The organism is Streptomyces novaecaesareae (assembly GCF_000716875.1).
In the GTDB taxonomy this organism is placed as follows: domain Bacteria; phylum Actinomycetota; class Actinomycetes; order Streptomycetales; family Streptomycetaceae; genus Kitasatospora; species Kitasatospora novaecaesareae.
In genome coordinates, this window is record NZ_JNWQ01000089.1 from 1 (window position 1) to 22,079 (window position 22,079).

Below are 22,079 nucleotides of genomic sequence, written 5' to 3' on the forward strand. Positions count from 1 at the left end.
CCCCCCAAGCCCCCGCCCCCGCCGGCCCCGCCGGGGCCCGGGCCGATGTTCCCGGTGGCCGCGACGACCGGCAGCACCGCGACCACCACCACGACGACCAGGTAGGAGAAGTCCATGGGATGGGGACTCGGTAAGGGCGGAAGCTCCGGCGGCGGCAGCGGCTCCAACGACGGCGGGCAGGGCAAGCACGCGGGCAAGAAGGACTTCGACCGGGCCAAGTCGACGCCGGACACCTCGTCCGGGTCGAAGACCGGCAAGCACGGCAAGGACAACGACGACAAGTGACCGACAGCCAAAACTCGTTGGAGCAGGCCGGGACCGCCGGCCTGCTCCAGGCGGTTTCCCGCTACCTCGGCCGCACCGTGGCCTCCGAGTGGCGCGGGGCCGCCGAAGCGGCCCCGCGCCATCGCTTCCTTCCCGACCGTATTTGGCTCAGCGGCGAGGACGACGAACTCACGCCCTGCGACCGCCGACATGACCCCGATCGTTGGTTCGCCGCCGCCTACGAGGACGTTCCTGTGGTGACGCAGATCAATGACGGGAACGAGCCGGAGGATCTGGCCGACGCCTTGCCATCGTCCTCCGCCTCGGCGCCGTCGATCGTCTTCCTGATGCTCGAACTGCTGGATGTCGAACCGGGGATGAGAGTCCTCGAAATCGGCGCGGGCACCGGATTCAGCGCCGCCCTCCTCTCCCACCGCCTCGGTGACATCAACGTGACCACGATCGACATCGACCCCGCCGTGGCCGAGCTCGCCCGCTCCAACCTCAAGGCCAACGGCTATGCCCCTACGGTCGCCTGCGGTGACGGAAGCCTCGGCTGGAGGGAGGAGGCGCCGTACGACCGGGTGGTGGCCACCTGCTCGGTCGAGCGCGTTCCCTACGCCTGGGTCGAGCAGTCCAGGCGCGGCGGAATCGTGCTCGCCCCCTGGCAGAACCCGTGGATCTCCGGCGGCCTGCTCCGGCTGACCGTAGGTGAGGACGGGACTGCCACCGGCCGCTACACGCCCGACAGTTCCTTCATGCTGATGCGCACCCAGCGCAGCGGCCTCCGTCTCTTCCGGGACGTCGTCATGGAGGAGCACGTCCCCACCGAGTCCACGACCACCCTCGACCCCTGGGCCGTCGCCGACTCCGCCATCGAGACCCAGTTCGCCCTCGGCCACCGCCTCGGCGACCTCTGGTACGCCTGGCACCACGACCCCGACGTGGACGGTGTCGCGATCCGACTCTGGGTAGCCACCTCCGACGGCACCTCCTGGGCGGCCGTCGACTGGGACGGCTCGGACGGTACCCAGCGCTACACCGTCTGGCAGCACGGCCCGCGTCGGCCCTGGGACGAGGTCGAGGCCGCCCACCGCTGGTGGCTCGCCAACGACCGCCCCGGGCCGACCCGCCTGGGTCTGACCGTCACCCCCGACGGCCAGTGGGCGTGGCTCGACGACCCGGCCAACTCCTGGCGCCTGCCCTGACCGCCCGCTGCGCAGGAAGTCGGACCGGCCGACTTCCTGCGCAGAAGCATGTGGCCCCTGCTCCGGCCGAGTCCAGGGTCTACTGGGCCATAAGCGATCGGAAGATGGGTCAAGCCCCAGGCCAGAGGCCTGGGGCTTGCTTTTGTGCGCCCGATTCCCGCTTTCGCGGCATGAGCTGAGCTTGCCGGCGCGTCCCGGCCGGCGCGCTACGGCCGGCTGCGTGTGGCTACTTGAGCGGCGTGCCACCCGAGTTGCGGTACGCGGTCGTCTTGTTGATCAGGTTTCCGCCGTCGGACTCGACCGTGGTCTGTTCCTGCTGCCCCGGGCCGAACAGGAGGGCGGCGACGTGCGCGTTCGCCACCTGGTCCATGTGCGAGAGGAACCAGTCGACCTTGTCGTCCTTGTAGTGGCCGAAGGTGTTGTTCTGCGCCATGTTGCCCAGGGGGATCTGCCACAGGACCACCGGCTTGCCCACCGACTCGGCCATCGTCTTGAACCACCCCATCATGGCCGAGGCCTTCTGGTCGTTCCAGAAGGTGTCACGGCCGCCGTTCTCCGGCTTCGCGTACCAGCCCGCGTCGCGGTCCACCACGTCGGCGACCAGGAAGTCGGCGCTCTTCGCCCCGAGGTCCGAGTAGTCGTTGACGCACTTCTGCATGTTGCTCTGCCAGTCCCAGCAGGTGAGGTGGAACCCGGCGCCGGTGTTCGGCGCGTACTTGTGCGCCATCGCTATCAGGCACTGGGCCAGGCCGGCGGCGCTGTTCTCCTGCGATCCGCAGTCCGTCGGGTTCGCGGCCTTGACCTGCGCGGCGACCTGGTGCGGGTTGCCGAGCGACCGGACGTAGCCCCAGAAGTCGGGCTCGATGTCGATCGCGTCCTGCGAGTTGCCGATCTTCTGGAGGAAGAAGCGGTAGTCGTTCATGTAGCGGGTGAGCAGGTCGGCCCTGTTGATGGCCTTGACCTCGCCCGGACCGTCGGCCTCGCCCGCCAGGTCTCCGAGGTCGCGCAGCGAGTACCAGGTCCAGAAGTTCTTCTGCGGGCGCGGCTTGCCCTGGTACGTCGTCTTGGTCACGTGGTCGTCGTTCCAGGTCACGTAGAAGCCCGGCGCCGTGGTCTCGCCGCTCCAGCAGCCCCACCAGCTCGACCACGCGGCCTTGCAGAGCGATGCCGAGTAGTAGTCCGACGAGGGCGCGGGCTGGCTGTGCACGTAGGCGTACCGCATGTCGAACGGCGCGGCGTTCGCCGAGTTGTCGTTCATCATGCCGCCGACGAGCACCGTGTTACTGCCCATGAAAGTCTTCGTCGAGCTGCCGCCGCCGGAGCTCCCCGCGTTCCCGGTGCCGCTGGCGCTACCGGCCGGGACGAGCTGCCACTGCTGCTGGGCGCCGGCCCAGTCGTGGTACTGGGCGATGTGGCTCCCGTCGGCCTTGGAGCCGCCCGGGACCTCGACGGCCATGCCACTGAAGCGGTTGATCAGACGCACGTAGCCGTCCGACGACTTCTCCATGTGGAACTGCTGATTGGCGCCGTTCAGGTCGCGCCACTGCACCAGCTCGGAGCCCTCGGTCTTCGACCAGTTGTAGTCGTCCAGCACCTTGCCGGAGTTCCGGTTCTGCAGCCGGTAGTTCCCGTCACCCGAGTCGATGAACTTCCACTGCTGGTTGGTCCCGCCGTTGCGGCTCCACTGCACCAGCGGAGCACCGTCGTTCGAGGCGTAGGCGGGGGCGTCCAGCGCCTCGCCGGTGCTGCGGTTGACCAGCACGTACCAGGAGTTCGTGTCCACGGTTCCCGCGGAGGCCGTGTTGACCACGACCACAGAGCCGCCCACGACCGCCAGGCCGACGGCCGCCCAGAAGCTCCGACGCTGGTACAACTTACGGCCACGGTGCGAGCGCGACGCGCGACCACGGCGGGCGCGGCCGCCGGGAGACGCCTCCGGCGACGTGGATGGGCGAGGGAACATGTCGATGCTCTCTTTCAGCCGTTGCCTCTGACCAGACCGTCTGTCCGGACACCACCCAGTTGTCACCGCCCCCGGAAAGGTTGCCGCGGACCGCGAAACTTTTTTCGGGCACCGCGCGCCGGCGTAGGGGTGCGCGGAACAACCCGATCAAGTACCAGGCCCAGCTCACCGCCATGGCCGGGGCGGTGGTCGCCACCGACGCCCTGATCCTCGTCGCGGTCATCTCGCCGCCGGCCGAGTAGCGACCGGAGCCCGTCCGGAGCCCGTCCGGAGCCCGACCTGACCGAGCCGCCCGACCTGCCCGACCCGACCGACCCGCCCGCCCGGCTTCCGGGCGGGCGGGTCCTGTCTTGAGCCGCCGCTACCGGAACGCGGGCAGGTTGCGCTCGACCCACGCCCGGAACGGTGCGGCCGGGCGCCGCAGCACCGCCGCCACGTCGGCGCTGACCGCCTGTTCGGTGGGGAGCGGGAGGCCGAGGACGTCCAGGGTGCCGGTGGCGACCTCCGCCGGCATGAACTGCGCCAGGTGGCCGTGGGCCTGCTCGCGGGACAGCTCCACGAAGGCCAGCTCCTCGCCCAAGGCCTCGGCGAGCACCGCGGCCTGCTCGCGCGGACTGATCCGCTCGGGGCCGGTCAGCTCGTACGCGTGGCCCGCGTGCCCGTCCTCGCGCAGGACGGCCGCCGCGACCGCCGCGATGTCCGCCGGGTCGACGACGGGCAGTGCCACGTCGCCGAACGGGGCGAGGACGGTGCGCTTGCTGCGGACCGTCTCGGCCCAGGCGAAGGCGTTGGAGGCGAAGCCGCCGGGGCGCAGGATGGTGGCGTCCAGGCCGGAGGCGCGGACGGCGGCCTCGAACTCCCGCAGCCGGGCGTGCGACGGGGCGTCCGGCCGGGTGGCGCTGACCTGCGAGGAGACCAGGACGATCCGCTCGACGCCGGCGTCCGCGACGACGTCCAGCAGGGCGTCCGGGCTCTCGCCGTGGGTGTTGCGCTCGCCGCCCAGCAGGAGGAAGAGCGCGCGGGCCCCGTCGAGGGCGGGGCGCAGGCTCGCGGCGTCGCCGACGTCCCCCCGGGCCCATCGGACCCCGGCAGCGCCGGGTGCGGGCTGGGCCTTCCGTGATACCGCCACCACCTGCTCGCCCTGTTCGGCCAGCAGCTCCACCAGCGTCCGTCCGATGTTTCCGGTGGCGCCCGTCACTGTGATCATCGCGATCCCCTCCCGTTGCGCGTTGCGACCCACGAGCCGCGCGGTGCGCGTTTCAAGTTGTGAGTTAGTTGGCTGACTCAGAAGGACCGTAGCACGTGCCCACCGGCGGCTGTCTATAGTCAGTCGGGTGACTGACTCAGTGAATCGGCGGGTACAGGCCTCGCAGAAGCGCCGGCGGCTCACTGCCGCCGCGGCCCGCGTCCTGCACGAGCAGGGGGTCGAGCGCACGACCCTCGCCGACATCGCGCGCGAGGCGGACGTCCCGGTCGGGAACGTCTACTACTACTTCAAGACCAAGGATGAGCTGGTCCGCGCCGCCCTGTCCGAGCACAGTGCGTACCTGGACGAACTCACAGGCCGGCTCGACGAGTTGGCCGACCCTCGGGACCGCCTCAAGGCGCTGGTCCAGGGCTGGATCGACCAGCGCGACCTCGCCGCCCGGTTCGGCTGCCCGACCGGCACCCTGGCCGTCGAGCTCGACAAGCGCGCCGACGGGGACCTCGACGCGGAGGCCGGCGCGGTGATCCGGCGACTGCTCGACTGGGCCGGAGGCCAGTTCCGCGAGCTGGGCCTGCCCGACCCGGACGGCCTGGCCCTCACCCTCGTCGCCGGCTACCAGGGCATGTCACTCCTGACCAACGCCCTGCGCGACCCGGGCGTCATGAGCCGCGAGGGTGCCCGCCTGCTGCGCTGGCTCGACTCGCTGGAGGCGGCGGAAGCGAGCGGCTGACCGCGGCGCACGGAGTCCCGCCCGTACGGCCGCGCGCGGAGGCCCGGCCGTACGGCCGACGCCTACCGGAAGTCCGCCGCGTGGTCCCGCACCCAGCTGCGGAAGTCACGCGGCGGACGGCCGAGCACCCGCTCCACGGTGTCGGTGACCCGCTCCGGCTCGCGGGTGAACGACTCCCACGCCCGCAGCCGGGACTCCACGAACCCGGCGTTGCCCCAGGCCGCCGTCAGCCGCTCGCGGGCCGTCTCCGGCGCCTGCTCCTCCCACCGCACCGCGGTGCCCAGCTCCTCGCCGATGATCCGGGCCAGCTCGGCGTGCGCGAGCGACTCCGGCCCGGTGACGACGTACTTGCCGCCGTCGTGCCCGTCCTCGGTGAGCGCCCGCACGGCGACGTCCGCGATGTCCCGCTCGTGCACCAGCGACCGGCGCGCGCCCCCGTACGGCCAGCGGACCACGCCCTCCCGCACCTGGTCGGCCCAGGCGAGCAGGTTGCCCGCGAAGTCGATCGCCCGGACGAAAGTCCAGCCCAGGCCCGACCGCCGGATCAGCCGCTCGATCTCCTGGTGGAAGACCACCGCCGCCTCGTCGTCCGCGAGATCGGCCACATCCGCCGACAGGTAGACGACGCGCTTCGCGTGCCGGGCGATCAGCTCCACCACCCGGGGCTCGACCGGCAGCCCGGGCCACATCAGGTGGACCGCCTCCACTCCGCCGGCCGGCGTCAGGGCCGGCTCCAGGCTCTCCGGCACCGCCAGGTCACCCGGTACGGCCTCAACTCCCGCGGGCAGCACGGACTTCGCCGGATCCCGCACCAACGCCCGTACCTCGTGGCCGCCTTCGGCCAGCGAGGCCACAACGTGCCTGCCCACACTGCCGTTCGCGCCGATCACCAGAATCTTGGTCATGCCCCGCCCCAACGCCGCCCGGCCGGGCGGTATGCCCGGCCGGCCTGGGACAGCCCGGGCGCTACGCTCGCCGGATGTTCGACGAACCGCTGCGCCTCGCTGTCCTGGGAAGTGCGACGCCCTACCCGAGCGCCGACAATCCCTGCTCCGGCTACCTGGTGTCCGGCGGTGGTGCCCGCGTGTGGGTGGACGCCGGCACCGGCACCCTGGGGGCGCTGCAACGCCACGCCCGGCTCGACGAGTTGGACGCGATCTGGATCTCGCACCTGCACGCCGACCACTGCGCCGACCTGCTCACCGCCTACTACGGCGCCCTCTACGCGGACATCCGGCTCGCCGCGCCGATCCCGCTCTACGGCCCGCCCGGCACCGCGGACCGGCTGGCGGACTTCCTGACCAACACGGCGCGGCGCAGCCCGGTCGAATCCGCCTTCGCCGTCACGGAGTTGTCCGACGGCCACCGGGTGCGGGTCGGGCCGCTCGCGCTGACCAGCCGCGCGGTGGACCACGGCATGCCGGCCTTCGCCCTCCGGGTGGAGGCCGGCGGCCGCTCGCTCGTCTACTCCGGTGACACCGCCCCGTGCGCCGCCCTCACCGAACTGGCCGAGGACTGCGACCTGTTGCTCTGCGAGGCGGAGAGCGCGGGCCCGGAGAGCGCGGGCCCGCGGGCCGAGCCGGCGCCCGGCGCCGGCGACCCCGTGCACCACACCCCCGAGCAGGCCGGTGCCACCGCCGCCGCGGCCCGCGCCGCCCGGCTGCTGGTCACCCACGTCGGCCGCGCCATGACGCCGGCCGAGGCCGTCGCCCGCGCGGCGGCCCACTTCGCCGGCCCGGTCGCCCACGCGGACCCGGGCGCGACCTTCACGGTCTGACACCCGGCCCGCGCTCACCCCGGGTGGCTCAACCGCCCACCCGGACCACGTACTTCCCGGTCGCCCGCCCGTCCTCCATGGCGTCGTGGGCGGCCGGGACGGCGGCCAGGTCGGGCAGTTCGGTGACGGGCAGCTTCAGGCCGCCGTCGGCGAGGAGGTCGAGGACCCGGCGGATGGCGCGGGCCAGCCGGTCGGGGGCGGTGGCGGCCAGGCCGCGGTGGCTGAAGCCGGTGACGGTGAGGTTGCCGGCCATGAGGCGGCCGAGCGGGGGCAGGTCGGCGACGGCGCCGCCGCCCGCGTTGCCGAACAGGACGATCCGGGCGCCGGGTGCCGCCACGGCGAGGTCGAGTTCGAGGGCCGCGGTGCCCAGCGGGTCGAGCAGGAGGTCGACGCCCCGGCCGTCGGTGGCGGCGCGGACGGCCTCGGGCAGGGCCTCGTCGCGGGCGAAGGCGTGGTCGTAGCCGGCGGTGATCGCGGCGGCCGCCTTCTCCGGGCGGCCGACGGTGCCGATCAGCCGGCCGCCGCCGAGCAGCGGGACGAGCTGGGCGACGGCGTTGCCGATCCCGCCGCCCGCCGAGTGCACCAGGACGGTGTCGCCGGGGGTGAAGCGGCCGGCGTCGGTGAGCAGCAGCATCGAGGTGGCCAGGCCCAGCGGGACGGCGGCGGCCTCGCGCAGCGCCACTCCGTCCGGGAGCGGCACGGTGAGCGTGGCCTCGGCGACCACCGTCTCGGCGAGCCCGGCGCCGACCGGTGCGGCCACCACCCGGTCGCCCACGGCCAGTCCGGTGACGCCCTCGCCGAGCTCCCGGACCGTTCCGGACACCTCCTTGCCGGGCAGGTACGGCCATTCGGTGGTGTACGCGGCGTCGCCGCGGCGGTGCATCACGTCCACGAAGTTCAGCCCCGCGTAGGCGACGTCGATCGCCACCCGGCCGGGCCCGGGGCGCACTGCCTCGACCTCCCGGACCTGCGAGTTCTCGGCTCCACCGGGTGCGGTCATCACCAGTGCGCGCATGTCGGTCCCCCTGAGCTACGATGTTCGACGAACTACGAAGTTGGTTCCGTGGACAGTGGTACCACGCCGTTTCCATGGATGTCGAACATTGCAGATCAGAGAGGTCTGACCGTGCCCCGCAGCACCCGCCGCCGACCGGCTCTCGCCCACCCCGCGACCGAGGAGATCGACCTCCTCGACGTCCTGCACGCGCTCTCCGACCCCACCCGGATGACCATCGTCCGCGTTCTGCGGTCCGAACCCGAGCGCGCCTGCGGCACCTTCCCGGTGGACGTCGCGCCCTCCACCCTCAGCCACCACTTCAAGGTGCTGCGCGAGTCCGGCCTGATCACCCAGCGCGAGGAGGCCAACCGTCGCTTCTCCGCCCTGCGCACGGTCGACCTGGAGCGGCGCTTCCCCGGCCTGCTCGACACGGTCCTCGCCGCCCACGCCCAGTCCCACGCCCACGCCCAGTCCCACACCGGGGCGGACCCCGGCGCCGAGGGGGACGCGCAGGCCTGACCGGCGCTCAGTGTCGCCGCCAGACCGCCCAGTTCTGCCCGGCGTCGGCCCGCTCGACGTACCAGTCGGCGGGGTGGTCGGGCCAGTAGGCCTCCGGCGGCTGCCCGGCCCCGGGCAGCGGGGTGACCAGGACGTTCGCCTCCGCCGGGACGGGCTGCCAGCGCGGGTCGCGGTACCAGATCCGGCCCTGGTAGACCTCGAAGGCCTGGGCGGCGCGCAGCGCCCAGTCGATGTCCCAGGCGAACACCACGTTGTCGTCCCCGCCGATCCCGGCGGCGCGGGTGAAGCCGGTCGCCAGGCCCGCCCGCCACTTCGCGTGCGGCTGGGCGACCTGGGTGGTGATCGTCGAGGTCGCGAAGGCGGCGAACATCGCCAGCGAGAGGCCGATGGCCGGCAGCACCCGGCGCCCCCCGGAGCTCCGCACCAGGACCACCGCGCCGAGGACGACCAGGGCGGCGGCGGTGGACCTGAGCATGCTGAGCCGGCCCCAGTCGGCGGCCAGGAACGAGACGTCCGGCATGCACCAGGGGATGAAGAGACCGGTGCGCAGCTCCGAACCGGCCGACCGGACGACCGTCTCGGCGAGCAGCACGGTGAGCCCGGCCGCCGCTGCCGCCGCCCGGCCCAGGGCGCGGCGCCCGCAGCGGACGAGCACCGCGACGCCCGTCACGAAGGCCGCCGGGACGAGGTAGGAGGTGTAGCGGGCGTACACCCAGTCGTCGATCCGGCCGCCGGGCGGCAGGGCGGCGGCGGAGGCCAGGGCGGTGCCGACCAGCAGCGCCACCAGCACCCCGCCGGTGATCCGGTGCGCGGGCGGGAAACGGCGGCGGGCCACCGCGGCCAGGCAGGCGACGACGGCCAGTCCGCCGATGCCCCAGGTGGAGACGGTGAAGTACCAGATCTGGCCGGCGGTCCGGGTGAGGGTCCGCCCGGCGGCCTCCGGGTCGGTCAGGCCGTCCCAGAGGTAGCCGCCGACGTCGCTGTTCTCGACGGTGAACTGCGCGTGCAGCCAGGCCGCCAGCAGCCGGGCGCCGAGTACGCCCAGGCCGAGCGCGGCGAGTCCGGCGGCCGTGGCCCGCCATGGCACGAGGCGCAGCAGCAGGACACCGAGGAACGCGACGGCGGTCAGGGCGACCACCACACCGCCGCGGTCGTGCACGGCCATCGCGTAGCCGGCGGCCGCGCCCGCCCCGACGGCGTGCCAGGTGCGGCGGCGCAGCGTGCCCTCGGCGAGCCAGCCGTGCAGGCAGAGCAGCCAGGCGAGGACCAGGACGGGCAGGACGGCGTCGGTCAGCACGAACTGCGAGTAGAAGACCAGGGGCGGCAGCAGGGCGGTCGCGGCGCCGAAGACGTACGCGAGCGGCCGGCCCAGGCCGAGGCGGCGCAGGGCGACGTAGGCGAGCGGCAGGGCCAGCGCGTTGACGGCGGCGTTGATGCCCATGATCAGGTGGTACGCGGTCGTCGGGTCGTCGGCCAGGCGCAGCGCGGGGGAGATCAGCAGGGGGTAGCCGCCGGGGATGACCACGCCGACCGGGATCTCGGTGGCCGGGCGGCCGGCCAGGACGCGGGTCAGGGCGAGGTAGGAGTCCTCGTCGGGATGGACGGACGGGAAGCTCATGTGCCGGACGAGGACGAGCCGGAACAGCAGCTCGGCGAGGTAGCCGACGAGCAGCACGATCCCGGGCCGGGCGGCGACGGACCGGAAGACCGCGGACCGGACGGCGGCTGCGGACCGGATGGCGACGGACCGGACGGCGGCCGGCAGGGTGTCGGCGGGTCGGGCGGTGGTGGGCTCGGCGGTGTCGGGCCGGAGCGGGCTCGGCCGGGGTGTGGTGCGTGACGGCATGGGCGTGCCCCCCTTCTGTTCTGTCGGACGACTGTATATGTCGTTGGACTGAATATGTAGTCCGACTGGTTCCATGGGTCCGACCGGTTCCATGGAGGGGGAGCGGCGCTTACCGGTGCCGACGGTGGTACGACACCGTGACCGCCGCCAGCAGCGGCGCCCAGGCGACGGTGGGCAGGTAGAGGAAGCCGACCAGGAAGTGGCCGAGCGGGGTCATGTCCGTGCCCGGCATGGCCCACCACCCGGCGAAGGGCGTCCATAGCAGAGCCAGCCCGGCGGCGCCGCAGGAGGCCGCGAGGACCACCGCGCGCGGGTCGACCGGGCGCCCGCCGACGAACGGGACCCAGCGCGGGGGCGCCGTCCCCCAGGGGCGGACCAGCCCGAGGGTGAGCAGCGCCAGCGCCTCGGTGAACAGGCTCAGGAAGACCGGCCACACCGCACCCCACCCGGTGAAGCCCACCGCCTGGTAGCCCACGTCGGTGTACCCGCCGTGCCAGCCCGCGACCAGCCCGAGCCGCCACAGCCCGGCCGGCAGCGCGGTCACGGCCGCGACGTGCGCGGCGCGCACGGCCCAGCGGGGCGGGGCGGGGACGTCGGCGGCGGTGACCGCGACGGTGGCTGCGGCGGGCTGATTCGTCGTCATGCCCACACCCTCCCGCGCGGCCCGGGCCGGTCGCGTCCACCCGGCGGCGGGTCCGGCCCGGGCCCCTCCCCCGGGCGGGGGAGCAGCACCTCAGTCCCCCCGCAGGCACAGGGCGCGGGGCCCAGCGGTCGGGGCCCAGCGTTCAGGGCGCGGGGCTCAGCGCAGGCGCGAGGACGACAGGATCGACGCCAGGTGCGCGACCACCATGCCCCAGGTGATCACCGCGATCCCCGCGAGCGCCGCCCGCGTCGCGTCCAGGTTGCCGAGCCCGGCGTCCACCGCGGCCGCCGCCAGCAGCACCAGCGAGGCCTCGATGCCGTTGGTCACCCGGTGGATCTTGAACAGCGAGGCGACCTTGCGGGCCGTCGCGATGCCCTGCGAGCGCGGCTGCGTCGACTCCTCGTCCGCCGGCGGCCGACCGCTGCGGGCCCGGGCCACGTCCACCAGGTCCGTCGAGGCCTTGAGCAGCACCACGCCCAGCGCGGCCGCCAGGCCCGCCGACACCCACAGCTCCGAGCCGCCGCGCGCCGCCCGTACGCCCGCGCCGATCATCAGCGCGGCGTCCGCCAGGTAGGCGCCGAGCCGGTCCACGTACACCCCGGCCATGCTGAACTGGCGCTTCCAGCGCGCCACTTCGCCGTCCACGCAGTCGAAGAGCAGGAACAGCTGGAACAGCACGGCCGCCAGCACCGCGCCGGTCAGGCCCGGGATCAGCAGCGCCGCGCCACCGCCGACGCCGCACACCACCATCACCCAGGTGAGGGTGTTCGGCGACACCGACGTCCGGACCAGCTGCCGGGTGGTCCGCAGCGAGATCGCCCGCATGTACAGCCGGCCCGCCCAGTGCTCACCGTTGCGGCTCTGCAGCTTGGCCTGCGGCTGGCACACCTCGCGCAGCTCGGCGAGCGCCGGAGCAGCCACCATGACGACATCCCTCCACCTGTCCCGTGACGATCACCACAGGCTACGGCCTCCCGGGAACGCTCCGACCAGCCGGTACGCCCCCTGCGGGCCGGCCCGTGCCGCCGGCGCCTGCCGCCCGTTCGGCGCAGCCGTACCGAGGGTGCGGCCGGGCGAAAACCGGTGGGCCGGCCGACGGCCCCCGGGCTAGGCTGCGCGGGTTCGCCGGACCGTACGCCCCGGGCCGAATCGCCCGCTCCCGCAAGCCGGTTGACGCGGTCCGACGCGGTCCGGAGCAGAACGAGGAGTGTTGATCCATGGAGACCACGGACGGCCCGCCGCAGAGCCCCGAACCGACCGCCCCGGCAGACCTGGTCGCCCCGGCCGCCCTGGCCGCCCTGGCCGCCCTGGCCGACCTGGTCGGACTGCTGGACCGCCACCGGCCGCAGGGCCCGGTGGAGACCGCCGACCACGAGCGGGCCCGCCGCCTCGCCGACACCGCCGGCGCCTGGGACCGCGGCACCTTCCCGCTCCACTTCACCGCCTCCGCGCTGATCGTCCACCCGCCGACCCGCCGCGTCCTGCTGCGCTGGCACGTCCGCCAGCAGGCCTGGCTGCAGGTCGGCGGCCACGGCGACCCGGGGGAGACCCTCCCGCTGGACATCGCCCTGCGCGAGGGCCGGGAGGAGACCGGACTGGCCGACCTCACCCCGTGGCCCGACGCCGCCCTGGTCCACCTCGCCGTGGTCCCCGTCCCGGCCTCGCCCGCCGAACCCGCCCACGAGCACGCCGACCTGCGCTTCCTCCTGGCGACCGGCACCCCGGACCGCGCCCGGCCGGAGAACCCGGCCTCCCCGCTGGAGTGGCTCACCGTCGAGGAAGCCCGGCAGCGGACCACCGAGGAGAACCTCCGCGAGACCCTCGACCGCGCCGCCCGCCTGCTCCCGCCCGCCTGACGCACTCCCCGAAGCACGTCCTGAAACACCCTCTGGAGACCACCGGATGCACACCGACCAGACCCTCATCTTCGACGCCGACGACACCCTCTGGGAGAACAACGTCCTCTTCGAGCGGGTCATCGACGGCTTCCTCGACTGGGTCGCCACCCCCGACGAGCGGGACCGCACCCGCTCCGTCCTGGACGGGATCGAGGCCGCCAACTCCGCCGCCCTCGGCTACGGCGCCGCCGTCTTCCGGCAGAGCCTCGCCGACTGCCTGCAGCAGCTCAACGGCGGCCGCACCCCCACCCCCGCCGAGCAGGCCCGGATCGACGAACTGCTCACCCCGCTGAACAGCCGGCAGGTCGAGCTGATCCCCGGCGTCGCCGACACCCTCGCCGCCCTCGCCGACCGCCACCACCTGCTGCTGCTCACCAAGGGCGACCAGGACGAGCAGCAGCGCAAGGTGGCGCAGTCCACGATCGACCACCACTTCCGGGGCATCCACATCGTGGCCGAGAAGTCCGTCGACACCTACCGGCAGCTGACCGCCGAGCTCGGCCTCGCCCCGGACCGGACCTGGATGATCGGCAACTCGCCCAAGTCCGACATCGCCCCCGCCCGCCGGGCCGGCCTGCGCACCGTCTTCATCCCGCACGAGCACACCTGGGTGCTGGAGCACGAGGACCTCGGCCCGGACGAGGCGACGCTGCAGCTCGGAACCTTCCCCGAGCTGCTGCGCCACTTCTGAGCGGAGCGCCGAGCCGAGCAGGGTTCAGCCGACGAGCGCGGCCGCCGACACCGGCGCCCCGTCCCGGTACAGCCAGGCCCGCTCCGCGGCCGACCAGACGCTCGTCGTCAGCAGGTACACCGCGGCGGCCACCGGCACCAGCAGCGCGAACAGCACCGACCCGAACGACAGGTACGGCAGCAGGCCCGCCCCCGGCTGCGGGGTGGGCTGCGCCGCCGCCGCACGCCGGGCCCGGCGGTAGTTGACGTACCCGACCGCCGCCAGCCCGGCGTACAGCAGGCCGAACACCACGAACTGCCCCGCCCCGTGCGCGCCCGTGACGTGCAGGCCCAGCGGCACACCGAACAGGGTGTGGTCGAGCAGGTCGTTCGGCGTCGTGAACAGCCGGTACATCACCGAGAAGAACGGGATCTGCACCAGCATCGGCAGACACCCCGCGGCCGGCGACACCTGCTCCTTCCGGTACAGCTCCGCCATCGCCTCCCGCAGCTGCTCCGGTCGGCCCTTGTGCTTCTTGTTCAACGCGGCGACCTTCGGCGCGAGCTTGGCCCGCGCCTTCTCCCCGCGTGCCGCCGCCCGCGCCAGCGGATGCAGCGAGAGCCGTACGGCGACGGTGAACAGCACGATCGCCAGCGCGGCCGGCAGGACGTGGGCGATGGCGGAGACGGCGGCGTGCGCGACGGCGACGGCCGGGTCGAGAACGGCGAGAACGGACATGGTGAAGCGAGCCCTCCGGGGTCTCAGGACATGAGTGATCGGCGGAGGACGGCCGCGAAGAACCGTGGTAGTACGAGGGGTTACGCGGCCGCCAGGGCCGCCCCCGGCGCCCTGGGGCGTCGCCGGCCCCGGGCATCCGGATCACGCTGCGGAAGGAACGCCGTACGGAACGCCCGACGCCGCAGCACCCCGCTGCGCACCGCCGCAGGCGCCCGCGCCCCCAGGAGCCGGGCCCCGGCCAGTGCCCCGGCGACGGCCCCGGCGACCAGCGCCACGGCCGCGACGGCGGCAACCGACGCCAGCGTCCCGCTGTCGGCCACCGAGCCCCCGGTCAGCACCCGGAGGAGCCCGAGCAACATCGCCACAACGGCCACGGCCCCGCTCTCCCCTCGGTGTCTCGACGGCTCCGGACGTACAAGCAGGACGATCGTACGGCCTCCCGGGTTCCCGCTCGGCACCGGATGTCCGGCAGCCCCTCGGCGGCGGTGTGCGGGGTGTAGCCATCGGTGCTACGCGGGGCTACCGTGGAGGGATGAGGACGATTACCCAGCGGGAGTTCCGGAACAACTCCGCCGCGGTGATGGACGCGGTGGAGGCGGGGGAGACCTTCCACATCACCAGGAACGGGGTCGAGGTCGCCGAGCTGCGGCCGGTGTCCGGGCGCCGGCGGCTCACGGCGGAGGAGCTGGTGGCGCGGCACGTGAAGCTGCCGCGGGTGGACTACCACCAGATGCGCAAGGAGGCCGAGGAGGACTTCGGCCCCGAGGAGCTGGTGGGGGACGAGGGCGACGACCCGTTCGAGCGGCGGCGTGGCTGAGCGCCGGCGGGCGTCCCGGCGGCGGCCGGCCGGGGTGCTGGACACCTGCGTCTACATCGACCTGGCCCTGCTCAGCCCGGCCGACCTGCCGGCCGTGCCGGAGCTGACCGCGATCACCTTCGCCGAGCTGCAGCAGGGCGTGTCGATGGCCCGGGACCCGGTGAGCCGGGCGGCCCGGCTGGAGGTACTCGGCGCGGCGATGGCCGATTTCGACCCGCTGCCCTTCGACGCGGCCGCCGCCGCCCGCTACGGGACGCTGGTCACCCTCACCATCGCCGCCGGGCGGCAGCCGCGCCCGCGCCGGATCGACCTGATGATCGCCGCCGTGGCCTCCGCCCACGGGCTGCCGCTGTACACCCGCAACGTGGCGGACTTCCGGGGGCTGGGCTCGGCGGTGGAGGTCATCGGGGTGTGACGGCGGATCTACGGGCGCGCCGCGAACTCCGCGGTCCAACCGGCGCTCCGCGAACTCCGTGGTCCAGCCCTTCCCGCAGGCCTCAGCCCAGGCGGACCGCCGTCCCCGTGGCGGCGGAGGCGCGGGCGGCCTCCAGGACGGTGAGGGTGGCCACCGCGTCGCGCGGGTCGACCGGGGGCGGGGTGCCGGGGGCGGCCAGGGCGGCGACGATCCCCGCGTAGTAGGCGGGGTAGTCGCCCGGGTCGGTCGGGAGGGAGATCGCGGACTCGTCGGTGCCGAGGGTGCCGTAGTTCGAGGGCTGGTCGGTGCCCCAGGGGCGGGTGTCGTCGGGGCGCAGGCCCGCCCGCAGGTCGGCCTCCTGCGGGTCCATGCCGGACTTCACGTAGCCGGCGGTGTCGCCGAGCACCCGCAGCCGGGGGCCGATCAGCGGGGTGATGGCGCTGGTCCACAGGTGCGAGCGGGTGCCGGAGGCGTGGGTGAGGGCGAGGAAGGCGTCGTCGTCCACGACCGCTCCGTCGCGCCGCACGTCGATCTCCGCGTACACCGTCTCGACCGGCCCGAACAGGGTGAGCGCCTGGTCGACCAGGTGGCTGCCCAGGTCGTACAGGGTGCCGCCGACCTCGGCCGGGTCGGCCAGCTCGCGCCAGCCGGGCTTGGGCTTGGGGCGGAAGCGCTCGAAGCGGGACTCGAAGCGGTGCACCCGGCCGAGCGCGCCACCTTGCACCAGCCGGCCGACGGTGAGGAAGTCGCCGTCCCAGCGCCGGTTCTGGAAGACGGAGAGCAGGACGCCCTGCTCCTCCGCGAGCCGGCACAGCTCCAGCGCCTGGGCGGCGGTGGCGGCCAGCGGCTTGTCCACCACGGTGGCCAGGCCGGCCCGCAGGGCGGCCCGGGCGAGCGGGGCGTGGGTGCGGTTGGGCGAGGCGATGACGACCAGGTCGAGCGCGTCCGGGTCGGCGAGCAGCTGTTCGGGGGTGTCGACGGCCCGGGCGTCGGGGTGCTCCTGCGCCAGCTGCGCGCGCCGCTCGGGGTTGGCGGTGACCACGGCGTCCAGCCGCAGCCCCGGCGTGGTGGCGATCAGCGGCGCGTGGAACGCGGAACCGGCCAGGCCGTAGCCGATCAGGCCGACGCGGAACGGGCGGTCGGGCCGGGGGCGGGAGCTCGTCTGCGGGTTCATACGGCCTACTCAATCACGAGGCGACCGCTTGCTCCCGGTTTCGTCCGACTCCCGGTTTCGTCCGAGGCGGCCGGGTTCCGTACGGCCGGACCGCGGGCCCGGAGCGGTCAGTGGTCGGGGAGGGGCGCCGGCTCCTGGTCGGGGAAGACGGCCGGTTCGTGGTCGGGGCAGTCCACGCGCAACTGGCCGTCGCCGAAGGGCGCGTCGACGAAGTCGCAGTGGTGCGGCGCGAGCGGGTCCCCGGGGTGGGCGTCGGGCCGGTAGAAGCGGCAGGTGACGCAGGTGCGGGAGACCGGGACGGCGCCGTGGCGCTGGAGCGCGCGGATCATCGTGGTGGTGCCGCGGAGCATCGCGGCCACGGTGTCCCGGTCGAGCTCGGCGAGCGCCTCGCCCAGCGGCGGCGGGACGACGGCGAGGCGCTCGGCCTCGGTGCGGCCGGCCTCGGTGAGGGTCAGGGTGACGGCGCGGGAGTCGGCGCGGTCGCGTTGACGGTCCACCAGCTCCTTGCCGACGAGGGCGCGCACGGCGTCGCTGACGGTGGGGGCGGTGGAGGCCAGCGCGGTGACGATCTCGCCCTGGCGGCGGGGGCGTCGGTCGCCGGCCAGGAAGAGCAGGATGTCGGCCTGGAGAGGGGTGAGCCGGACCGGGCCGGCGTTGTGCCAGGTGCTCAGGCGCACGGCCTGGCCCAGCCGGGTGAGCCCGATCAGCAACTGCTCGCTGGGGGAGAGTCCGGGCAACTGGTCCGCCATGGTGTCCGATCCCCTCTCCTGTCCTGATCCTGTCGGGGTGCCCTCGGGTCTCCCGCAGGACACCCCTTGCATTCTAGGCAGTGCCAACTATATTTGGCTCTGCCAACAAGAACTTGGCACTGCCAACGAAAGTCAGTCGCACCGAACGGAGAACACAGCCATGCCCCGACTCGGCACCGTCGACCCCACGACCGCCGAACCCGCCGCCAAGGCCCTCCTCGACAAGGTCGAGAAGGCCCTCGGCGTGACGCCCAACATGATGCGCGCCATGGCCGTGTCACCCGCCGTCCTGGAGGCCTACCTGGCCTTCAGCGGAGCCCTGGCCAAGGGGCGCCTCGGCGCCGGCCTGCGGGAGCAGATCGCCCTTGTCACCGCCGTCGAGAACGCCTGCGACTACTGCTACGCCGCCCACCACGTCCTGGGCGCCCGGGCCGGCGTCAGCCCGGCCGACCTCGCCGCCGGCGGCCACGCCGGGGCCGCCGACCCGAAGGAGGCCGCGGCCCTGCGGTTCGCCCGGGCCGTCCTGCGCAGCAAGGGCTTCGTCTCCGACGAGGACCTCGCCGAGGTGCGCGCGGCCGGCTTCGGGGACGGCGAGATCGGCGAGATCGTCGGCGCCGTCGCACTGAACTCCTTCACCAACTGGTTCAACTCGGTCGGCCGGACCGACATCGACTTCCCGGTCGTCCCGCTGCCCGAGCCCGCGCAGCTCCCCGCCTGAGCCCCCCGACCCGGCGCCCGACGCCCCCTCCCGACCGCGGCGGGAGGGGGCGTCGGCCAAGACCTCAGCGGCGTTATTGCCAGCGCCCTTGAATTTGTCCATGAGTGACGCCAGCGGGGCGAGGAAACCAGGTAGTTGGGGCGGCAGAACAGGGCGCGGTCGAGAGCGCCGGATGAGTCGGCGGACTTGGCCACGTAGGCAGCGACCGTGTGATCGGTCAGCTCGGCGCTGGTGTCGAAGGCAGCGATCTCGCGCACGTCGAGCTGTTCACCCCGGGCGAGTTCGCGTTCCCCGACTGGTCCGACTCGACCGCAATGCGGACCCGGACGGCAGCGTCCCGGTCCGCGCGACGACCGTCGACAAGAGCGTGTCGCCGGCACCTGACCTGGTCAGGCGCAGCTTCGCGGTCCCAGCGTCGCAGGTGCGCTGGTACGCGGGGACACCACGTACGTATCTGCCGGTCGACAGGGCTCTTGGTGCGCTTCAGTCGGGGTGTCGGTCTGGGGGCCTGCAGGTGAGCACTGTGGGGTGCGCTGATGGGCGACTACGCTGGTCGGCGTTGGGGCAGCCTGTGGTGCCCGGCCGGCCGAGGGTGTCCGGTCCGGAGCGATGTGCGAGATCGTTCAGAACCGTTGCAAGACCTAGGAGACACCTACGTGGTAGAGCGAAAGCCCATCGAGGCGTGGTTGACCGACATGGACGGGGTCCTCATTCACGAGGGCACCCCGATTCCGGGGGCCGGCGAGTTCATCAGCAAGCTGCGGGAGTCCGGCAAGCCGTTCCTGGTGCTGACCAACAACTCGATCTACACCCAGCGTGACCTCCAGGCCCGGCTCGCCCGGATGGGGCTCGACATCCCGGCCGAGAACATCTGGACGTCGGCGCTGGCCACCGCCAAGTTCCTCGGCACCCAGCGGCCGGGCGGCACCGCGTACGTGATCGGCGAGGCCGGCCTCACCACGGCCCTGCACGACGTCGGGTACGTGCTGACCGACAGCGAGCCCGATTTCGTCGTCCTCGGCGAGACCCGCACCTACTCCTTCGAGGCGCTCACCAAGGCGATCCGCCTGATCAACCAGGGCGCCCGGTTCATCTGCACCAACCCGGACGAGACCGGCCCCTCGACCGAGGGCGTGCTGCCGGCCACCGGCTCGGTCGCGGCCCTGATCACCAAGGCGACCGGCGTCGACCCGTACTTCGTCGGCAAGCCCAACCCGCTGATGATGCGCGAGGCGCTGAACACCGCCGGCGCCCACTCCGAGACCGCCGTGATGATCGGCGACCGGATGGACACCGACATCGTCGCGGGCATGGAGGCCGGCATGGAGACCATCCTGGTGCTCACCGGCCTGACCTCCGCCGGAGACGTGGAGCGCTTCCCGTACCGGCCGACCCGCGTGGTCAAGTCGATCGCGGACCTGGTCGGGCTGGTCTAGCCTCTGCGGTGCGGTCGTGGGCCCCGTTCCGGCCGATCGCCGGGGCGGGGCCCGCTTCGTACCTGTGGGGAGGCATGGGCGGATGAGTACGACGGGGGAAGCGGACGCGGACGCGGAAGGCGTCGGGGAGAAGCGGGTCACCTGGGCGGAGCTGTACTTCGACCTGGTCTTCGTCCTCGCTATCACCCAGGTCTCCGGGCTGCTGCACCACCACCACGATGCGACCGGCCTGGTCCGGGCACTGGTGGTGTTCGTCCCGGTGTACTGGTGCTGGGTCGGCACCACCGTGCAGGCCAACATCCGGGACGTGGACAACCCGCGGGACCGCCTGGGCATCCTGCTGGTCGGGCTGGCCGGCCTGTTCATGGCACTGGCGATCCCGGGCGCGTACGGCAGGCGGGGCGTGCTGCTCGGCGCCGCGTACTGGCTGGCCCGGGTGGTGCTGCTGCTCCTGCTGGTCCGCGTCCCGGGTGTCTGGCGCGGCCCGTACGGGGTGGGCGTGCTGGTCAGCGGGCCGCTGCTGGTGGTGGGCGGGCTGCTGCCGGACGGGCCGCGGCTCGCGCTGTGGGCGGCGGCCGCCCTCTGCGACCTGGCCGCGCCGACGGTGTTCCGGCGGCGGCTGGCGAAGGTCTCCTACCACCCGGCGCACATGCCGGAGCGGTTCGCGCTGTTCCTGCTGGTGGCGCTCGGCGAGTCGATCGTCGGGATCGGCGGCACGGCTGCCTCGGCCCGGCTGGACGCGGCCGAACTCGCCGCCGTGGCCGCCGCGTTCACTATCTCGGCGGGCCTGTGGTGGCAGTACTTCGTGTACGCGGCGGACGCGATGCGGCACGCCGTGGTGATCGCCGACTCGCGCCGGGACGTGGTCCGGCGGATCTTCCAGTACGGGCACCTGGCGCTGGTGGCCGGGGTGATCGGGGTGGCGGTCGGCTTCGGGGAGACGGTCGCGGACCCGTGGCGGGCGCTCGGCCCGGGGGCGGTGGCGCTGCTGTACGGAGGCTGCGCGCTGTACCTGCTGACCTTCGGGTACACGCGCTGGATGATGTTCCGTCGGGTCGCGACGACCCGGATCGGCGCGGCGGCCGTGGCGCTCGTGCTGCTGCCCGCGATGGTGCGGCTGCCGGCGCTGGTGGTGCTGGTGGCACTGGCGGTGCTGCTGGTGGCGTTGAACGTGCTGGAGCACCTCCGGGTGGAACGTGCCTCCCGGGCCGCCGCCTCCGCCGTTCCTGCTTCCGGTTCCGCTCCTGCTCCTGCCTCCGCTCCTGCCTCCGCTCCTGCTCCTGCCTCCGCTCCTGATCCTGCCTCCGCTCCCGCCCGCGCTCCTGTGGAGTGAGTTGTCGGTGGGCCTGTGTAGCGTTCGGGGTGAAAGAGGGCGTGCGGCGCAGCAGCCGCGGTGTGGGAGGTAGATGTCGTGACGGACACGGTCGAGGCGGGCGTGGTCGGGGCCGGTGCGGGCGACGGGCTGGAGCTGCCCGAGTCCTGGCGCGAGGTGCTGAGCGCCGAGACGGACAAGCCGTACTTCGCCGAGCTGGCGGCCTTCGTGGCGGCCCAGCGCGCGGAGCACGAGGTGTTCCCGCCGAGCGGCCAGGAGTTCGCCGCGCTGGAGGCCACTCCGTACGAGAAGGTCCGGGTGCTCGTGCTCGGCCAGGACCCGTACCACGACAACGGGCAGGCCCACGGCATGAGCTTCTCGGTGCTGCCCGGCACCAGGACGCCGCCCTCGCTGCGCAACATCTTCAAGGAGCTGGACGCCGACCTGGGCATCCCGGCTCCGGACAACGGCTACCTGATGCACTGGGCCGAGCAGGGTGTGCTGCTGCTCAACGCGGTGCTCACGGTCCGCGCGCACGAGGCCAACTCGCACAAGGCGAAGGGCTGGGAGAAGTTCACCGACGCGGTGATCAAGGCCGTGAGCGACCGCGAGGAGCCGGTGGTCTTCGTGCTGTGGGGCAACTACGCGAAGAAGAAGCTGCCGCTGATCGACGTTTCCAGGCACGTGGTGGTGCAGGGCGCGCACCCGTCCCCGCTGTCCGCCAAGCTGTTCTTCGGGAGCCGCCCGTTCTCGCAGATCAACGAGGCGCTGGACGGCTTCGGCGGCGAGCCGATCGACTGGCAGGTGCCGAACCTGAAGCAGGACTGAGCGCCGGGGGCAGGGCCCCGATCGTCGGGTGGCCGTGGGCCGCGCGGGCTCGATCTCCCGTCCGCCCGCGGCCACTTGACGTTCACCGCTGGTGGCCGTCGGCCCGTGCCGGGTGTGCTTAGCTGGTGCAGACCGGTCGCCGGACGGGTCGTGGGAGGGGCGGTACGTGT

Annotated in this window: 25 protein-coding genes; 14 read left to right on the top strand and 11 right to left on the bottom strand. The window is 73.4% G+C overall.

The window, feature by feature from the left end:
• The first annotated feature begins 114 nt into the window (after positions 1-114).
• Positions 115-285 carry a hypothetical protein gene (locus tag OP86_RS37270; protein ID WP_167344235.1) on the top strand — a complete coding sequence of 57 codons (171 nt, stop codon included), beginning with the start codon at positions 115-117 and terminating at the stop codon, positions 283-285.
• Positions 282-1,472: a methyltransferase domain-containing protein gene (locus tag OP86_RS27140; RefSeq protein WP_051830750.1), complete on the top strand. Its 1,191-nt coding sequence runs from the start codon at positions 282-284 to the stop codon at positions 1,470-1,472. The genes OP86_RS37270 and OP86_RS27140 overlap by 4 nt, the downstream gene beginning before the upstream one ends.
• A gap of 226 nt (positions 1,473-1,698) precedes the next feature.
• Here the strand turns inward: OP86_RS27140 and OP86_RS27145 are convergent, their stop codons facing one another.
• The gene (locus OP86_RS27145; protein WP_234435059.1) at positions 1,699-3,345 is read right to left on the bottom strand and encodes an RICIN domain-containing protein; all 1,647 of its coding nucleotides are present in this window, start codon (positions 3,343-3,345) and stop codon (positions 1,699-1,701) included.
• A 170-nt stretch (positions 3,346-3,515) separates the two neighbouring features.
• Here OP86_RS27145 and OP86_RS36930 point away from each other — a divergent pair, with 170 nt between their 5' ends.
• The gene (locus tag OP86_RS36930) at positions 3,516-3,677 is read left to right on the top strand and encodes a hypothetical protein (RefSeq protein WP_157849855.1); all 162 of its coding nucleotides are present in this window, start codon (positions 3,516-3,518) and stop codon (positions 3,675-3,677) included.
• 119 nt (positions 3,678-3,796) lie between these two features.
• Here the strand turns inward: OP86_RS36930 and OP86_RS27150 are convergent, their stop codons facing one another.
• Entirely contained in the window at positions 3,797-4,642 is an 846-nt protein-coding gene (locus tag OP86_RS27150) for an SDR family oxidoreductase (RefSeq protein ID WP_030060561.1), read from the bottom strand.
• A 127-nt stretch (positions 4,643-4,769) separates the two neighbouring features.
• Between OP86_RS27150 and OP86_RS27155 the strand changes: the two genes are divergently transcribed.
• Positions 4,770-5,372 carry a TetR/AcrR family transcriptional regulator gene (locus OP86_RS27155; RefSeq protein ID WP_030060562.1) on the top strand — a complete coding sequence of 201 codons (603 nt, stop codon included), beginning with the start codon at positions 4,770-4,772 and terminating at the stop codon, positions 5,370-5,372.
• Between the two features lie 62 nt (positions 5,373-5,434).
• Here the strand turns inward: OP86_RS27155 and OP86_RS27160 are convergent, their stop codons facing one another.
• Positions 5,435-6,277 (bottom strand): NmrA family NAD(P)-binding protein, encoded by an 843-nt coding sequence (locus tag OP86_RS27160; protein ID WP_030060563.1) that lies wholly within the window; start codon positions 6,275-6,277, stop codon positions 5,435-5,437.
• A 74-nt stretch (positions 6,278-6,351) separates the two neighbouring features.
• On the opposite strand from OP86_RS27160, the gene OP86_RS27165 reads away from it, so the two are divergent.
• The gene (locus tag OP86_RS27165; protein ID WP_030259839.1) at positions 6,352-7,149 is read left to right on the top strand and encodes an MBL fold metallo-hydrolase; all 798 of its coding nucleotides are present in this window, start codon (positions 6,352-6,354) and stop codon (positions 7,147-7,149) included.
• 28 nt (positions 7,150-7,177) lie between these two features.
• On the opposite strand, the gene OP86_RS27170 is transcribed toward OP86_RS27165, so the two are convergent.
• Positions 7,178-8,164 carry a quinone oxidoreductase family protein gene (locus tag OP86_RS27170; RefSeq protein WP_030259842.1) on the bottom strand — a complete coding sequence of 329 codons (987 nt, stop codon included), beginning with the start codon at positions 8,162-8,164 and terminating at the stop codon, positions 7,178-7,180.
• A 111-nt stretch (positions 8,165-8,275) separates the two neighbouring features.
• On the opposite strand from OP86_RS27170, the gene OP86_RS27175 reads away from it, so the two are divergent.
• Positions 8,276-8,665: an ArsR/SmtB family transcription factor gene (locus tag OP86_RS27175; protein WP_051830751.1), complete on the top strand. Its 390-nt coding sequence runs from the start codon at positions 8,276-8,278 to the stop codon at positions 8,663-8,665.
• Between the two features lie 7 nt (positions 8,666-8,672).
• Here OP86_RS27175 and OP86_RS27180 read toward each other — a convergent pair whose 3' ends face one another.
• The 3 genes from OP86_RS27180 to OP86_RS27190 form a co-directional block, all read right to left on the bottom strand.
• Positions 8,673-10,511, bottom strand: a complete 1,839-nt coding sequence (locus OP86_RS27180; RefSeq protein ID WP_051830752.1) for a hypothetical protein — start codon at positions 10,509-10,511, stop codon at positions 8,673-8,675.
• 109 nt (positions 10,512-10,620) lie between these two features.
• On the bottom strand, positions 10,621-11,154 hold the full coding sequence (locus OP86_RS27185) for a hypothetical protein (protein ID WP_030060571.1): 534 nt from the start codon (positions 11,152-11,154) through the stop codon (positions 10,621-10,623).
• Positions 11,155-11,310: 156 nt separating this feature from the next.
• Positions 11,311-12,078, bottom strand: coding sequence for a CDP-alcohol phosphatidyltransferase family protein (locus tag OP86_RS27190; protein ID WP_030060572.1), 768 nt, complete (start codon positions 12,076-12,078; stop codon positions 11,311-11,313).
• Between the two features lie 293 nt (positions 12,079-12,371).
• On the opposite strand from OP86_RS27190, the gene OP86_RS27195 reads away from it, so the two are divergent.
• Positions 12,372-13,010: an NUDIX hydrolase gene (locus tag OP86_RS27195; RefSeq protein ID WP_078589286.1), complete on the top strand. Its 639-nt coding sequence runs from the start codon at positions 12,372-12,374 to the stop codon at positions 13,008-13,010.
• A 46-nt stretch (positions 13,011-13,056) separates the two neighbouring features.
• Complete coding sequence (locus OP86_RS27200; RefSeq protein WP_030060574.1) at positions 13,057-13,743, top strand: HAD family hydrolase; 687 nt, start codon at positions 13,057-13,059, stop codon at positions 13,741-13,743.
• Positions 13,744-13,767: 24 nt separating this feature from the next.
• Here the strand turns inward: OP86_RS27200 and OP86_RS27205 are convergent, their stop codons facing one another.
• A complete protein-coding gene (locus tag OP86_RS27205; protein WP_033333620.1) occupies positions 13,768-14,460 on the bottom strand; it encodes a YidC/Oxa1 family membrane protein insertase in 693 nt (230 codons plus the stop codon).
• A gap of 80 nt (positions 14,461-14,540) precedes the next feature.
• On the bottom strand, positions 14,541-14,834 hold the full coding sequence (locus OP86_RS27210) for a DUF6412 domain-containing protein (RefSeq protein WP_324604102.1): 294 nt from the start codon (positions 14,832-14,834) through the stop codon (positions 14,541-14,543).
• A gap of 158 nt (positions 14,835-14,992) precedes the next feature.
• On the opposite strand from OP86_RS27210, the gene OP86_RS27215 reads away from it, so the two are divergent.
• Both OP86_RS27215 and OP86_RS27220 read left to right on the top strand, forming a co-directional pair.
• Entirely contained in the window at positions 14,993-15,277 is a 285-nt protein-coding gene (locus OP86_RS27215) for a type II toxin-antitoxin system Phd/YefM family antitoxin (RefSeq protein ID WP_030060577.1), read from the top strand.
• A complete protein-coding gene (locus OP86_RS27220) occupies positions 15,270-15,692 on the top strand; it encodes a type II toxin-antitoxin system VapC family toxin (RefSeq protein ID WP_033333624.1) in 423 nt (140 codons plus the stop codon). The genes OP86_RS27215 and OP86_RS27220 overlap by 8 nt, the downstream gene beginning before the upstream one ends.
• 82 nt (positions 15,693-15,774) lie before the next feature.
• Here the strand turns inward: OP86_RS27220 and OP86_RS27225 are convergent, their stop codons facing one another.
• Both OP86_RS27225 and OP86_RS27230 read right to left on the bottom strand, forming a co-directional pair.
• Positions 15,775-16,866 carry a Gfo/Idh/MocA family oxidoreductase gene (locus OP86_RS27225; protein ID WP_030060579.1) on the bottom strand — a complete coding sequence of 364 codons (1,092 nt, stop codon included), beginning with the start codon at positions 16,864-16,866 and terminating at the stop codon, positions 15,775-15,777.
• Between the two features lie 107 nt (positions 16,867-16,973).
• Positions 16,974-17,615 (bottom strand): MarR family winged helix-turn-helix transcriptional regulator, encoded by a 642-nt coding sequence (locus OP86_RS27230; protein ID WP_030060580.1) that lies wholly within the window; start codon positions 17,613-17,615, stop codon positions 16,974-16,976.
• Positions 17,616-17,775: 160 nt separating this feature from the next.
• On the opposite strand from OP86_RS27230, the gene OP86_RS27235 reads away from it, so the two are divergent.
• The 4 genes from OP86_RS27235 to OP86_RS27250 all read left to right on the top strand — a co-directional run bounded on the left by OP86_RS27235 (position 17,776) and on the right by OP86_RS27250 (position 21,909).
• Positions 17,776-18,333, top strand: a complete 558-nt coding sequence (locus OP86_RS27235) for a carboxymuconolactone decarboxylase family protein (protein ID WP_030060581.1) — start codon at positions 17,776-17,778, stop codon at positions 18,331-18,333.
• 656 nt (positions 18,334-18,989) lie between these two features.
• A complete protein-coding gene (locus OP86_RS27240; protein ID WP_030060582.1) occupies positions 18,990-19,769 on the top strand; it encodes an HAD-IIA family hydrolase in 780 nt (259 codons plus the stop codon).
• A gap of 82 nt (positions 19,770-19,851) precedes the next feature.
• A complete protein-coding gene (locus OP86_RS27245) occupies positions 19,852-21,102 on the top strand; it encodes a low temperature requirement protein A (RefSeq protein WP_063832469.1) in 1,251 nt (416 codons plus the stop codon).
• A 78-nt stretch (positions 21,103-21,180) separates the two neighbouring features.
• Positions 21,181-21,909 (top strand): uracil-DNA glycosylase, encoded by a 729-nt coding sequence (locus OP86_RS27250; protein WP_234435060.1) that lies wholly within the window; start codon positions 21,181-21,183, stop codon positions 21,907-21,909.
• Positions 21,910-22,079: the final 170 nt, after the last annotated feature.